Consider the following 14,095-nt stretch of genomic DNA (forward strand, 5'->3'; position numbering starts at 1 on the left):
CGCATAAAAATTCCCGCCGCCGGATATCCGGCGGCGGGAATTTTTTATGCGTTGTTTGCAAAACCGCTCAGGCAGCCACGTTCTGGCAGAAGCTGGCCAGGAACTCCGCCACCTGGTAGCGGGGCGCGGGAGCGGTGGGCATGAGCTTGCCGTCAATATCGTAGGCGATACCGGCGCCGCAGGCCCACTGCATGGCGGGAATGGCATAGGTGCTGACACTCTCAGCGTCAGTATAGGAGAGGATGTTGGTGTCCTCACCCACGGAGACATCATACTTCTGGAACTGGGCGTAACGGTACAAAATGGCCAGGAACTGCTGGCGGGAGATGGCCTGGCCGGGGGCGAAGGTGGTGGTGGAGTAGCCGTTGCTCAAGCCGTTCTCCACGGCCCAGGCAATGGCCTTGCGGTAGGGAGAGGTGGCCGCCACATCGGTGAAGGAGCAGTCCTTCTCCGGCTCGGGAGAGCCGCTCATCCGCCACAGGACGGTGACCATCTGGCCGCGGGTCATGGTGGCGTCGGGACCGAAGGTGGTGGCGGTGAAGCCGTTGAAGATGCTGTTTTCATAGACATACATCACATCGTCATAATAGGCGGCGTCAGCGGCCACATCAGTGAAGGGCAGGCCCTTCTTGATGGTGATGCGGCCCTCGGCGGCGCCGTATTCCTCGGCGGTGACAACACCGTCCAGCTCCTCGGTGATGTAGTCCATGACCACCTCATCCATGGGAGCACCCAGGTCATAGTTGACGCTGGCGGTCTTGAAGGCGTAATAGGTGTCGCCGCCGGCGGCCAGGAAGTCATTGGTGGCGATGGTGTAGGTGGCCTTGGGGTCAAAGGCCTTGCCGCCCACGGACTGGATGGTCACACGCTGGATGCTCTTGGGGGCATAATAGGTGGAGCCGGGATACTGCTCACCCTGGTCGTAGGGCTTGCCGGTGTCCACGGTGAACACGATGCCGGAGACATGGGGGAAACCGCCGATGGTCTCAGGCGTGCAGTAGGTGGAAGCTTCCAGGGCCTCCAGCAACTCAGCGCCGGTGACCTTCACGATGCTCAAGGTGTTGCCGAAGGGCAGGACGGTATTGACGTCCTTCTTGGTGATACCGCCCTTGGCGATGGAGGCGCGGATACCGCCGCCGTTGGTGACAGCCGCGTCCACCTTGGTGCCGGCCTCCGCGGCGCCCCAGACCAGGGCGTCGGTGATAAGGTTGCCCAGGTTGGTCTCGCCGGTGCGGACCTCGGCCTTTACGCCGTTGAGCTCCACTTCGGTCTTGGCGAACGCCGCGCCGTACTCGTCGTCGATCTCCTTCTGGATGGCGGCGGCCCGGTCGGCCACGGTCTTGTCGGGCTTCACAACGATGTCAGACGTGGGGATGTTGATGGCCTGCATGACGCCGTCGGAGATGACCACCACGCCGATGCTTTCAAACTTGGTGCCGGTGGAGGTCAAGAGCGTGCCGTTTACCAGGCCGTCCTCACCCACAGCTTCCAAAACGTCGTTTAAATCAGAGTGGGAATGGCCGTCGATGAACAGGTCGACGCCGTCCACTTCCTCCAAAAGGTCGATGGAGCGGTTGCCGGTGGATTCATCGTCGATGCCCAGGTGGCCCAGGCAGACGATGATGTCGCAGCCCTCAGCCTCCAGTTCATTCACCTGCTCCTGGGCGCAGGCCACCAAATCGTCGTCCGCCAGGAAGGTAACGCCCTTGATCTTGGCAGGGTGAGCCTTGGTGGATGTCTCGGGGGTGTCCAGACCGAACACGCCGATCTTGGTGCCGTCAGGGGCGGTGAAGGTCACATTGTCAGTGAAAGCCGTCTTGCCGCCGTAGAGCACGTTGGCCGCCACGATGGGGAACTCCGCCTTGCCGGCCAGGTCCTTGAGGTTGGCATAGCCGTAATCAAACTCGTGGTTGCCGGGAGCCGCCACATCGTAACCGGCCATGTTCATCAGCTCCACCGCGGTGGCGCCCTCGCTGGTGCTGACGGTGGGATCGCCCTGGATAAAGTCACCGGCGTCCATCAGCAGGACATAGGCGCCCATATCCTCATAGGTCTTCTTCAAAGCCGCCGCTTTGGCATAGCCGTCGATGGCGCCGTGCACATCGTTGGTATGCAGGATGATGATGGAATCGCTCAGGTCCTGGGCAGGCTCCTCGGCGCCGGCGGTGATGCCCAGGGAGAACATCATGGCCAACACCAGGAGCAGGGACAGAACTTTCTTCTTCATTCGTTTACCTCCTTTTGTGATCGCAGAGCAGATCGCTCTTCTGAAATACAGTATACCATACTCCGGTAAAATAAGCAGGTATAATTTCCGCGAACTTTGAGAAAAAGCTCCCTCATTTTTGTATGCTTTTCCATGGCGCCGATTTTTCACTCCCGCCTCTGGTAATCCGAAAGATTCGGTGCTATACTGGCCTTGATATGACAAAGAGGAGTTGGTTTTTATGAAAACACTGCTCAAGGGCGGCTCTGTGGTCTCCGGCTCCGGTGTGAAGCGGGCCGACGTGCTGGTGGACGGTGAAAAGATCCTCCGGGTGGGCCGCGGTCTCACCGACGCCGCCGACACGGTGACGGATGTGTCCGGCTGCCTGCTGTTCCCCGGCTTCATCGACGCCCACACCCACTTTGACCTGGACGTGGCCGGCACCACCACCGCCGATGATTTTTACACCGGCAGCCGGGCGGCTCTGCGGGGCGGAACCACCACCGTCATCGATTTCGCCTGTCCCAACAAGGGAGAGACTCTCCACCACGGTCTGGAGCTGTGGCACCAAAAGGCCGATGGGCGTACCTTCTGCGACTACGGCTTCCATATGACCATTGACGACTGGAACGAGGGTATCCGGGCGGAGCTGCCGGACATGTTCGCCCAGGGCGTCTCCTCTTTTAAAATGTATATGACCTACCCCGCCATGATGATCGGCGACCGGGATATGTACTGGGCGCTGAAGGAGCTGCGGCGGCTGGGGGGCATCTGCGGCGTCCACTGCGAGAACGCCGGCGTTATCGACGGCATGATCGCCGAACGGAAAAACAGCGGCAGGCTGGGCCCCGGCTCCCATCCCGTCACCCGTCCCCCCTACCTGGAGGCGGAGGCTGTCAGCCGGCTGCTGCGCATCGCCCAGGCGGCGGACTGCCCGGTGGTCATCGTCCACCTCACCAACCACGAGGCTTTGAAGGAAGTGGAGCACGCCCGCAGGCGGGGCCAGATCGTATACGTGGAGACCTGTCCCCAGTACCTGCTGCTGGACGAGAGCGTCTATTTCAGCGACGACTACTCCTCCGCCGCCCGCTATGTCTGCGCTCCGCCTCTGCGGGAGAAGGCGGAGCAGGAGTACCTGTGGAAGGCCCTGCGCCGTGGGGACATCCAGACGGTGTCCACGGACCACTGCTCCTTTACCCTGGCCCAGAAGGACATGGGCCGGGAGGATTTCACCAAGATCCCCGGCGGTCTGCCCGGCGTGGAGACCCGGGGCGAGCTTCTCTATTCCTACGGCGTCGCCAAGCGAAAGCTCAATGCCGCCCAGATGTGCCGCGTTCTGTGCGAAAACCCCGCCCGGCTGTATGGCCTGTATCCCCGCAAGGGCCTGCTGCGCCGTGGTAGCGATGCCGACATCGTGGTATACGACCCCCGGGCCAGCCATGTGATCCGGGCGGATGACTGCGTGGCCAACGTGGACTACAATCCCTATGAGGGCTTTGTCACAGCGGGCGGCATCCGCCAGGTATGGCTGCGGGGCCATTTGGCCGTGGAAAACGGCACCGTTCTGGACCAGGCACCCCAGGGCAAATACATGGCCCGGGGCAAAAACTCTCTGTAAAGCATTTCCCCTTTTCAAGGGCGGACGCTTGTGCGTCCGCCCTTTTTTCATTTTTTAGCATCTTTTTTTACTCGGAAGTCAGAAAACGGCAAGTTTCTTCATGAAATTTTAATTTGTTCACAAAAACTTAACTGCCATCTTAATTTACAAGTAAAAGTTGTCAGTATATAATGGACGCATACAGCCATAGGTTGGAAAGGTAGATGCATCATGAAACAGTCTGTTGTTCTCTCTCAATATCTCCAAATCGCCCTGGACCTGGCCACCCGCATCGCCAAAGGCGAGCTGCCGGAGGGCAGCCGGATCTACGGCCGGTCCGTTATGGCGTCGGAGTATAATGTCTCGCCGGAGACCATCCGCCGGGCGCTGCGGCTGCTGGCGGATATGAAGGTGGTGGAGATCAAGCCCCAGAGCGGCGCTGTGGTCCTCTCCGCAGACAGCGCCCGCCGCTACATCGCAAATTTTGAGGAGAACGCCGACGTCCGTGTCCTTCGGCGGCAGCTGAAGGACATGATGGAGGAGGCCACTGACCTCCACCACCGCATTGCCGACACCATCGCCGCCCTGGTGAAAAGCCGGGAGACCTTTGCCGCAGCCGGCGAGCCGCTTCCCAACTATGAGGTGCCGGTGCCGAAAGGCTCCCCCATTACCGGCAAGAGCATCGGCGCCCTAAAATTCTGGCAGTCCACCGGCGGCACCATCGTGGCCATCCGGCGGGGCCAGACCGTCATCTTGTCCCCGGGGCCCTACGCGGAGCTGTACGGCGGAGACATCATCGTTTTGGTGGGTACTCCCGCCGCGGCGGAGGCCGCCCACCATCTGGTCACTGCAAAGGAGTGAAGAAATGATCCAGTTTGAACACGTCACCAAAAGCTACGGAAAAACACCCATTCTGAAGGACTTGAGCTTCACCATCCCCGACGGGCAGTTTGTGGTGCTTATCGGTCCCTCCGGCTGCGGCAAGACCACCACGCTGAAAACCATCAACCGCCTCATTGAGCCGGACAGCGGCACCATCTCCATTGACGGCCGGGATATCCGGAGCCAGGACAAGGTGGAGCTGCGGCGGCATATCGGCTACGTCATCCAGCAGATCGGCCTGTTTCCCAACATGACCGTGGCCCAGAACATCTGCGTGGTGCCGAAGCTCTTGAAATACGACAAGCAGCGGTGCGGCGAGATCGTCCGGGACCTTTTAAAAATGGTAAACATGGAGCAGTACGCCGACAAATATCCCACAGAGCTCTCCGGCGGTCAGCAGCAGCGCATCGGCGTGCTGCGGGCCCTGGCGGCGTCTCCTCCCATCGTGCTGATGGATGAGCCCTTCAGCGCCCTGGACCCCATGACCCGGGAGACCCTTCAAGACGAGGTGAAACATCTCCAGCAGAAGCTGAACAAGACCATCGTGTTCGTCAGCCATGACATGGGCGAGGCGCTGAAGCTGGCGGACACCATCATTTTCATGGCCGGCGGCGAGATCGTGCAGATGGCCTCTCCCGAGGAGATGCTGGAGCATCCCGCCAATGACCTGGTGCGCAACTTCCTGGGCAAGCACGCCCCGGATGCCCCCGCCCCCTCCAAGGTGGAGAGCTTCATGCGCACCAACCTCATCACTGTCAAGCGGGACCGGGGTGTTTTGGAGTGCGCCGAGCGCATGGCCCGGGGCAGCGTGGACACGCTCCTGGTCACCGACGAGGCCGGCCGCTACGCCGGCACGGTCTCCATCGGCGACATGCGCCACTGGGGGCAGGGGCTCACCAGCATCGAACCCCTGGTCCGCCAGACCGCCCGTACCGTCCGGGTGGGGGATGACGCCAAGGAGAGCTTTGACTACCTGCTGGACTCCGGCGCGCCTTACGTGGTGGTGCTGAACGAGGATGACACCATCGCCGGCATCGTCACCAAGACCAGCGTGGCCCGCTCCGTGGCGGAGAACCTGTGGGGGGCGGGATCATGAGGACGCTGTTTGCGCTGTACGGCGCAGCTTTGGCCAAGGACATCTGCATCCACACCCTCTATGTGCTGGTATCCGTGGCCGTGGGCTTTGCCTTGGGTCTGGTGCTGGGGATTCTCCTGTCCCGTGTCCCCAAGTGGTCCGGCCTCATCCTGCCGGTGCTCTCCGTGTTCCAGACCATCCCCGGCCTGGTGTTCATCGGCGTACTGTATATCTGGTGGGGCGGCGTCTACCCCACGGTGATCGTGGCCCTCAGTGTATACGCCATGTTCCCGGTGCTGAAAAACACCTATACCGGCATTCTGGGCGTGGAACAGCGGTATATCGAAGCCGCCAAGGGCTGCGGCATGTCCGCTTTCCAGACCCTTTTCAAAGTAGAGCTGCCTCTGGCCATGCCCACCATCATCGCCGGTCTCCGTATGGCCGCCATTTACACCGTCTCCTGGGCGGTGCTGGCCGCTATGATCGGTTTGAAGGGCCTGGGAGACTTCGTGTATCAAGGGGTGGCCTCCAACAATAACACCCTCATCCTCCTGGGCGCCATCCCGGCGGCCATTCTTGCCATCGTGTTCGGCGCGGCCATCGACCTGCTGCAAAAGAAGGTCACGCCCCGGGGGTTGAAAAAGGAGGTGGGCAAATGAGCTGGTCACTCGTTCTTGAACACCTGTTCATCGTGCTGGCGGCCAGCATCCTGTCCATCTGCGTGGGCTTGCCCCTGGGCATCTGGGCCTATGTATCCCCGAAGGCCCGGGCGGTGATATTGCGGGCAGTGGACCTGCTGCAAACCATTCCATCCCTGGCGCTGCTGGGCATCATCATGGTATTCCTGGACCCCGGCAAGCTGACCGTCGTTATCGGCATCACGCTGTACTCCCTCCTCCCCATTGTGCGGAACACCTGCCTTGGATTCCAGGAGGTGGACCCCGGCGTGAAGGAGGCGGCCCGGGGCATGGGCATGAGCAAGCCCTACCGGGTGCTGATGGTGGAGTTTCCCTTGGCATTTCCCACTGTGTTCACCGGCATCCGCATTGCCGTGGTGAACGCCATCGGCACCGCCGTATTCGCGGCCTACGTGGGCGGCGGCGGCCTGGGCCGCGTCATCACCCAGGCCATTCGGGTGGAGGACATGAAGCTGCTGCTGGGCGCCACAGCCGTCCTCATGGTCATTGCCGTGGTTCTGGACCTGCTGATGGGATGGTTTGAAAGCCAGATGCGCAAAGCCCGGGGCGGCTCCCGGAAAATGTGGGTGCCCGTTCTTGCCGTTCTGCTGGCCTTCTGCCTGCTGCTGCCCTATGGCCGGGGCAGCTCCGGCGACTTGATCCTCTATGACGGAGATTACTCCGAGACCCAGCTGATGCACCACATGGTCAAGCTGCTGGTGGAGGACCAAACGGACTTGACTGTCACGATTCGGGACCAGATGTCCCAGGTGAACAACTTCAAGGCCCTCATCGGCGACGGTCACACCTGCGATTTGATGATCTCCTATGATGGCACGCTGCTGACCACCTTTTTGGGCTTGGACACCACCGATGTGCCGAAGGATATGTCTCTTTATGATTATGTCAACCAACTTGCCGCAGAGGAGCACGACCTTCGCCTTCTGGAAAAGCTGGGCTTTGACAACACCTATGCCATTGCTGTGCCGCAGAGCATCGCCGACCAATACGGGCTGGAGACCATCAGCGACCTCATCAGCGCAGCGGACCAGCTGACCTTTGGGGCGGAACAAGGCTTCTTCACCCGGGAGGGCAGCATGAAGTACTATCCCTTCGTGGAGTTCTATGGTCTGGACTTCAAGGACGCCATCTCCGTGGACCTGGGGCTCAAATACACCGCCGTGGAAAGCGGCAATTTTGACGTCACCGTGGTCTATGCCACTGACGGCCTCAACCGCAAGGCGAATCTCAAGATATTGGAAGACGACCGTGGCTTTTTCCCGGAGTACAACGGCGCCTTCCTGGTGCGCCGGGACGTGCTGGAGCGCTGCCCGGAGCTGGAGGGTATTTTGAACCAGCTGGCGGGCCGCATCCCGACGGAGCAGATGGCAGAGCTGACTTATCAAGTGGACGTGGTGGGCCGCGGCGTGGACGAGGTGGCCCGGGAATTTTTGGAATCCCTGGGACTTTTGCAGGGATAATCGCTGCGGACAGGCGCCGGCGGAATCCACCGGCGCCTGCTTTTTCTCGAAAATTGTCAAAATGAGGATTTACTTTTTTCGTCTGCATGCTATAATAAACATGTCCATTTAAAGCTTTAAATGGGCAAAGACGCGTGTTTGACAGGAGGACCTCATATGACAGTGATTCTTGTAGTCATCGCCATTTACATGGCCAGCATGCTCTTCATCGGCTACCGGGCCAAAAAGAGCGTGAAAAGTTCCGCGGATTTCTTCATCGGCGGCAGCCGCTTCGGCTCCGTTCTCACCGCCATTGCCCACCAGGCCGCCGGCCTCAGCGGCTGGCTGTTCATCGCCTGGTCCCAGCAGGTGGCCGGCTCCGGCCTGGGCGCCATCTGGACGGCGTTCTCCTCCGGCTTCGCCCCCTTCATCAACTTCTTCGTCATGGCCAAGCGGGTCGCGAAATTCACCATCATGACCAAGGCCCGCAGCTTCATCGACCTCATTGAGGCCCGGTACTATGATGAGGACCGCAAGGTCATCCGGACCATCGCCACCATCATCATCGCCATCAGCATCACGGTTTACATGAGCTCCCAGCTCATGGCCGCCGGCACCACCTTCCAGGCGGTGCTGGGGCTGGACTACCGGGTGTCTGTGCTCATTGGCGCCGTGGTGGTCATCCTGTACACCTCCGCCGGCGGTTTGCTGGCCGTGGCGTGGACGGACTTTGTCCAGGGCATGCTGATGATCTTTGCCGTCATCGTGGGTCTGTTCGTGGCCTTCGGCAACACCGGCAGCCTCGGCTTCGTCATGGACGAGATTGCCGCCGTGAATCCCTCCCTGGCCTCTCCCTGGATCAATCCCATCACCATTGTGGGTCTGCTGTCCGCCGGCTGGCTGGGCTACATGGGCCAGCCCCAGATCGTGCAGATGTTCATGGGCATGAAGGACCCCGGCTCCTCCAAGCGGGGCGCCGTCATCGCCGGCACTACCGGCGTGTTCCTGCTGTTTGGCTCCTTCCTCATTAACCTGTGCTGCATTGTGCTCTTCCCCAACAGCGAAAACACCAGCACCAATTTCATCCAGATGATCACCCAGTATACCCCCGGCTGGCTGGTGGGCATCGTCACCGCCGCCATTCTGGCCGCCGTCATGTCCTCCGCCGACGCCCTGCTCCATGTGGCCACCACCGCCGTGACCCAGGACTTCTACAACAAGATGCTGAAAAAAGGTCAGGCCACCGACAAGGAGGTCCTGCTGGTTGCCCGTATTGCCTCCGTGGTTATCGGCGCGTTCGCCATCTACATCGCGTTCAATCCCTTTGACAGCATCCTCTGGGTCAACTGGTGGGCCTGGGGCGGCCTGTCCGTGTTTGCCCCCATCTTGATCCTGGGCTTCTACTGGAAGCGTGCCACCCGGGAGGGTGCCATGGTCAGCATGATCGTGGGCTTCGTGGCGGTGTACGCCTGGTACAAGGCCGGCTTGAACACTACCCTGCACTATACCTTCGTGGCCTTCACCGTCACCGCCGTAGTGCACGTGCTGGTGAGCCTGCTGACGCCGGCTCCCCCCGCCCGCATCCAGAGCATGGTGGAAGAGCTGAACAAGAAAGACTGAGTTTCAAAGGAGCGTAACTATGCCGGACGTATACGTCGTACAGGGCGGCACCCCTGCCCAGATGGCCTATGACGCCATTTCCAAGGTGTTCCAAGAGGACCCGGCGGACCTGTCCGTCCTCCTCAAGGTGAACACCGGCTTCAAAGGCCCTGCCGCCAGCGGTCTTTGCACCCATCCGGAGGTAGTCCGGGGGCTGATCCGCTATTTTAAGGAGCGAAACACCAAAAAGATCTACGTGGGCGACAGCTCCATCGTGGGTGTGGACAGTGTGGAGGCTCTGAAGTCCGCCGGCATTTGGGACGTCTGCCGAGAAGAGGGCGTGGAGTGCCTAAACCTGGACGAGAGCGGCATGCGGGAGCAGGAGATCCCGGACCCCATCATGGTGTCCCGGCTGAAAATGTCCAACCTGCCTTTCGAGGTGGACCGGGTCATTTCCGTTCCGGTGATCAAGACCCATATGTACGCCGGCGTCACCCTCAGCATCAAAAACATGAAGGGATGTTTGTTCCAAAAGGACAAGACCCGCCTTCACCGTATCAACCAAGCCCCGCCGGATATCCACAAGGGCAAATGCCTGGATTACGGGATTGTGGATTTGACGAAAGTCTGTTATCCTAATTACGTGGTCATCGACGGCGTGGTGGCCATGGAAGGCTTTGGCCCCTCCGGCGGCACGCCGGTGGAGCTGGGGCTGGTTCTGGCATCGGACGATGCCCTGTCGGCGGACTTGACGGCCATCCAGCTGATGGGGATGGCGGTGGACGCTGTGCCGCATCTGAATCTGGTGCGGGAGCACCGGGGCCTGGACCCGGCGGACATTCATGTCTATCCCGCGGATTACTTGAAATGGGCCCGCCGGTTCCAGCTGGCGTCGGAGCATGACCTGCACTTGAACTATCCCAATCCCCGTGTGGTGGATAGGGGCGCCTGCAGCGCCTGCCACGCGGCCATGGTGCAGTTCTTCCGCTACCACCACCAGGAATATGAAAACGGCCCGGAGGCCACGCTGGTTTTCGGCGGCGACGCCACGGCGGAGGACTGCCTGGGCAGCCGGGTGGTGCTGGTTGGCAACTGTACCGCCAAGCTCCGGGGCGAGGGCCGCGCTTTCTGCAAGGGCTGTCCGCCGGTCCCCTCCCAGATCGCCCGTACCATTGACGCCGGGACCACATTGGATGACTGAAACGGAGGTTTGACACATGAAACTGCAATTTTTAGGCCATGCCTGCTTTTTGCTGGACGACGGCGCCCACAAGGTACTGACGGACCCCTTCTTGACGGGCAACGCCCTGGCGGCCGCTGCGGCAGACCAGGTGGAGGCAGACTTCATTTTTGTGACCCACGGTCACAGCGACCATACCGGAGATGCCCAGGCCATCGCCCAGCGCACCGGCGCCACGGTCTGCTGCACCGTGGACCTGGCGGACGGAGTATTCGGCCCCGCCGGTGTCCGGGTCCAAGTGGGCAATTTGGGCGGCACCATTCCCATGCCCTTTGGCTCCGCCAAGTTCTTCCAGGCTATTCACGGCAGCGGTGTTCCAGGCTGCCTCTCCTGCGGCTTCATTTTTGAAATGGGCGGCAAAAAAATCTACCATGCCGGTGACACGGCCTTAATGACGGATATGGCCCTGCTGGCGGAGGAGGACATCGACGTAGCTCTGCTGCCCATCGGCGATGTGTTCACCATGGGCCCGGCGGACGCTCTGCGAGCAGTGAAAATGATCCGCCCCAAGCTGGTCGTACCTATGCATTACGACACCTTCCCCCCCATTGCCCAGGACCCGGCGGCATTTGCCGACGCGGTACAGGCAGCCGGCTTCCAGGCTAAGGTCCTGCGTCCCGGCGAAAGCCTGGAGCTCTGAATCGCATACAAGCAATCTCCCCCGGCGCAAGGCCGGGGGAGATTTTTTCCGTCCATATTTCAGTCTGCCGTATGAGCGCCGCAATAGATATGAAAAGCCGCCGTGGTTTTCCCCACGGCGGCTTTTCCATTTGGATTATTTCTTGACGTTTACAGGAACGGAGATGACCTCGCCGGGGTTGGCGGCGGAGTTCACCGTGGACCATTCCTTTTCAAAGGCTGCCCAGTCGCGGACAGGCAGGATCTTGGTCCAGACCTCGTAGGGATTGCCCTCCGCGTCATACCGGACCTCGTACTCGTGGGAGTTGGTGGCCTCCTGCATGTTGGCATAGTACCAGGCGCTCTTATTCATGTTGTCGGGCCAGGTGATCATATCGTTCGGCAGCAGGTGATCCTTCTCGGGAGCACGGCCCAGCACACGGTTGAAGATGGCCATGGCCTGGGCGCGGGTAATATTCTGGTTGGGACGGAAGGTGCCGTCAGAGAAGCCGTTGATGAGAGCGGCTTCGGCAGCCTTATTGATATAGTCCTTGGCCCAGTGGTCGGCAATATCGGTGAACTTATCCTCACCGGCATAGACCACTTCGAAGAAGCGGACCGCGATAGTGGCAAACTGGGCACGGGTAATGGGAGCGTAGGGACGGAACGTGCCGTCAGAGAAGCCCTGGATCACACCGGCGCGGGACATGGTGGACACAGCGGCGTTGCACCAGGTGTCAGGGTGCACATCGGTGTAGGGGTTGCTCTGGCTCCACAGCTCATTGCGGGACTCATCCGTGAGCATGCGGAAGTAGATGGTGGCTACCTCGCCGCGGGTGATATTGGCCTCGGGATGGACCAAGCCGTCCTTGCGGCCGATGATATAGGCGTAGTGGTCGGTCTCATTCAGCTCAGCCTTGGGGACCTCATCATCGGGGATGATGGTGCCGCCGCCGTTGCTGCCGCTGCCTTCACGGTAAGATAGGATCGGCTCCGGGAACGCCACGCCCTCATATTTGCCGTTCTCGGCAACGGGCACCGTATCCAGGATGGCATCCACATTGGTGCGAACATCATGGTGTCCGCTGGAAGTATCATAATTCACCAGCTTTTCCTTGTAGATCAAAGTGATCTGGCCGCCGGTATAAATATCCTGTCCCAGGGTAAAGACAAAATGCTCATCACTGCCGGAGACATATTCCAAAGTAGAACCATCCGCAAATGCCACAACATTGTTGACCATGGCGGCCTCATACGTCTGTGTTGCAACACCCTTGGCGTCTACCCGCAGGGTAAACATGGCATCGGTGCGCAGGTTGAAGTCGTACTTCTCCGTGTCGCCCTTTTCCGCCACAGTTTTGCCCATGCGGTCAACGATGACACTGCCGGCAGGCACAGCAATGCTTAGCTTTGCGGCGATCTCATCCATTGCAGCATCCAGGGAAAGACCCCGCAGGCTCTCAGAGAAGCCAGTGGTATCCTTCTCAATGGCCATATCCACAAAATCACCGGCCAACGTCGTCAAGGCGTTGATGCCCTTATTGGGATAATACTCCTTGCCCACGGTGATCAGATTCACATCACCGGGGATCTTCTCCAGCTCCTTGGCGGCCCAGTAAATGCCGGTCTCAAAGTTGGTGTATGCCTCCTCCTTGGAGGCCTTCTTCTCCTTGATCTGCTGGACCGCGGCGGCCAAAGGCTCATGGGCGCTGGCATCACCATAGGTCTCAGGCTTGGAATCAAGGTCGAGCTCTATCAGTTCTTCAAAGGGAGTCAGCTCGTCATAACCGCCCTCGGCAGCGTCGTTGTTCATCAGAGGCGCCGTTTCCGCGCCCGCGCCGGTGTAATAGGTGTTGTTGGCGGGCTCTTCGCCGTCGAGCCACCAATAGCTGCCGCCGTCGGTCACCAGAACCATGTACTTCTTGGAGCCTTCAGGGGCCTTTTGCAGGTCCGCAAGACCCTTATGGATACCAGCCTGCACGTTGGAGCCCAACCAGGTATCCAGATTCTTCAGCTGCTCAGCCAAAGTCTCCGCCATCTCATTGGCATTTTCTGTGATCGCATCAACAGACTTCATGGAAAGCACGGTCTCTGCCTTGCGGCCAAACACCGTGATGCCCACATACACATTCTCGCTCTTGCTGAATGTATTTTTAATTGCGGCGGCCGTCTGCTTGATCAAGCCGAGGTCTCCCTCCTCATGCAGACTGCTGGTTCCATCCAGCACAAACTCCACCGCCACCTGGTTCTGGTCAGAAGGCGCAGAAACGATCAAGTTCACGGTCGTTTCCTGGCTATTGTTCAAACTTTCAGCAAACTTGGCCAACCGAAGATTGTCAAAGCTGACCTCCTGCGGATGCGGATCGTGGCAGGATTTTCCCGTATCCGCCGCCAATGCGGACGGCACCATGCCAAGCAGCATGATGGCAGCCAGAATCCCCGCTAAGACTCTGTGTTTTCGCATGATTGATACCTCCATTTACACGATTGGCGGCACCCGCGGAGCATCACTTCGCCAGGAAGCCCACCAAGGGCATAGGCCCATATATAAGTAAGTAAATTATAGCACAGCACGATTTCAACGGCAACCTTAAAACCGCGAAGAATTGGATAATTTTTTCATTTTAATTTTCATTTTTTCGACAATTCTACGCCTGTTCCGCCCCTGTCAGACATCCCCGGCCTGCGCTTTTTCCTCCGGCGGCGCAGAAAAAGCCGCCCGGATATACTCCGGGCGGCTC

Annotated in this window: 10 protein-coding genes; 8 read left to right on the forward strand and 2 right to left on the reverse strand. The window is 59.8% G+C overall.

Translation table 11 applies throughout. The features are described from left to right. Positions 1-67 precede the first annotated feature (67 nt). Positions 68-2,227 (reverse strand): 5'-nucleotidase C-terminal domain-containing protein, encoded by a 2,160-nt coding sequence (locus ACTQ4R_RS02650; RefSeq protein WP_441625565.1) that lies wholly within the window; start codon positions 2,225-2,227, stop codon positions 68-70. Positions 2,228-2,447: 220 nt separating this feature from the next. On the opposite strand from ACTQ4R_RS02650, the gene hydA reads away from it, so the two are divergent. The 8 genes from hydA (at position 2,448) to ACTQ4R_RS02690 (ending at position 11,376) form a co-directional block, all read left to right on the forward strand. Further along, positions 2,448-3,824: a dihydropyrimidinase gene (gene hydA, locus ACTQ4R_RS02655; RefSeq protein WP_441625567.1), complete on the forward strand. Its 1,377-nt coding sequence runs from the start codon at positions 2,448-2,450 to the stop codon at positions 3,822-3,824. A gap of 210 nt (positions 3,825-4,034) precedes the next feature. Then, on the forward strand, positions 4,035-4,664 hold the full coding sequence (locus tag ACTQ4R_RS02660) for a TrkA C-terminal domain-containing protein (protein WP_441625569.1): 630 nt from the start codon (positions 4,035-4,037) through the stop codon (positions 4,662-4,664). Between the two features lie 4 nt (positions 4,665-4,668). Further along, complete coding sequence (locus ACTQ4R_RS02665) at positions 4,669-5,781, forward strand: betaine/proline/choline family ABC transporter ATP-binding protein (protein WP_441625571.1); 1,113 nt, start codon at positions 4,669-4,671, stop codon at positions 5,779-5,781. After that, positions 5,778-6,419, forward strand: coding sequence for an ABC transporter permease (locus ACTQ4R_RS02670; RefSeq protein WP_441625573.1), 642 nt, complete (start codon positions 5,778-5,780; stop codon positions 6,417-6,419). Before ACTQ4R_RS02665 ends, ACTQ4R_RS02670 begins: the two co-directional genes overlap by 4 nt. Beyond that, positions 6,416-7,918, forward strand: coding sequence for a glycine betaine ABC transporter substrate-binding protein (locus ACTQ4R_RS02675; protein WP_441625575.1), 1,503 nt, complete (start codon positions 6,416-6,418; stop codon positions 7,916-7,918). Before ACTQ4R_RS02670 ends, ACTQ4R_RS02675 begins: the two co-directional genes overlap by 4 nt. 156 nt (positions 7,919-8,074) lie before the next feature. After that, positions 8,075-9,517, forward strand: a complete 1,443-nt coding sequence (locus ACTQ4R_RS02680; RefSeq protein ID WP_441625577.1) for a sodium/proline symporter — start codon at positions 8,075-8,077, stop codon at positions 9,515-9,517. A gap of 19 nt (positions 9,518-9,536) precedes the next feature. Continuing rightward, entirely contained in the window at positions 9,537-10,697 is a 1,161-nt protein-coding gene (locus tag ACTQ4R_RS02685) for a DUF362 domain-containing protein (protein WP_441625579.1), read from the forward strand. Positions 10,698-10,713: 16 nt separating this feature from the next. Then, positions 10,714-11,376: a metal-dependent hydrolase gene (locus tag ACTQ4R_RS02690; protein ID WP_441625581.1), complete on the forward strand. Its 663-nt coding sequence runs from the start codon at positions 10,714-10,716 to the stop codon at positions 11,374-11,376. Between the two features lie 135 nt (positions 11,377-11,511). On the opposite strand, the gene ACTQ4R_RS02695 is transcribed toward ACTQ4R_RS02690, so the two are convergent. Then, the gene (locus ACTQ4R_RS02695) at positions 11,512-13,818 is read right to left on the reverse strand and encodes an S-layer homology domain-containing protein (RefSeq protein WP_441625583.1); all 2,307 of its coding nucleotides are present in this window, start codon (positions 13,816-13,818) and stop codon (positions 11,512-11,514) included. Between the last annotated feature and the right edge of the window lie 277 nt (positions 13,819-14,095).

The organism is Dysosmobacter sp. Sow4_B12, assembly GCF_052116665.1.
Classification (GTDB): Bacteria; Bacillota; Clostridia; order Oscillospirales; family Oscillospiraceae; genus Oscillibacter.

Excerpts from the sequence above, each read along its gene's own strand:
- ACTQ4R_RS02680 (WP_441625577.1), top strand. The coding sequence starts at position 8,075 with ATGACAGTGATTCTTGTAGTCATCGCCATTTACATGGCCAGCATGCTC.
- ACTQ4R_RS02660 (WP_441625569.1), top strand. The coding sequence starts at position 4,035 with ATGAAACAGTCTGTTGTTCTCTCTCAATATCTCCAAATCGCCCTGGAC.
- ACTQ4R_RS02675 (WP_441625575.1), top strand. The coding sequence starts at position 6,416 with ATGAGCTGGTCACTCGTTCTTGAACACCTGTTCATCGTGCTGGCGGCC.
- hydA (WP_441625567.1), top strand. The coding sequence starts at position 2,448 with ATGAAAACACTGCTCAAGGGCGGCTCTGTGGTCTCCGGCTCCGGTGTG.
- ACTQ4R_RS02650 (WP_441625565.1), bottom strand. The coding sequence starts at position 2,227 with ATGAAGAAGAAAGTTCTGTCCCTGCTCCTGGTGTTGGCCATGATGTTC.
- ACTQ4R_RS02670 (WP_441625573.1), top strand. The coding sequence starts at position 5,778 with ATGAGGACGCTGTTTGCGCTGTACGGCGCAGCTTTGGCCAAGGACATC.
- ACTQ4R_RS02690 (WP_441625581.1), top strand. The coding sequence starts at position 10,714 with ATGAAACTGCAATTTTTAGGCCATGCCTGCTTTTTGCTGGACGACGGC.
- ACTQ4R_RS02685 (WP_441625579.1), top strand. The coding sequence starts at position 9,537 with ATGCCGGACGTATACGTCGTACAGGGCGGCACCCCTGCCCAGATGGCC.
- ACTQ4R_RS02665 (WP_441625571.1), top strand. The coding sequence starts at position 4,669 with ATGATCCAGTTTGAACACGTCACCAAAAGCTACGGAAAAACACCCATT.
- ACTQ4R_RS02695 (WP_441625583.1), bottom strand. The coding sequence starts at position 13,818 with ATGCGAAAACACAGAGTCTTAGCGGGGATTCTGGCTGCCATCATGCTG.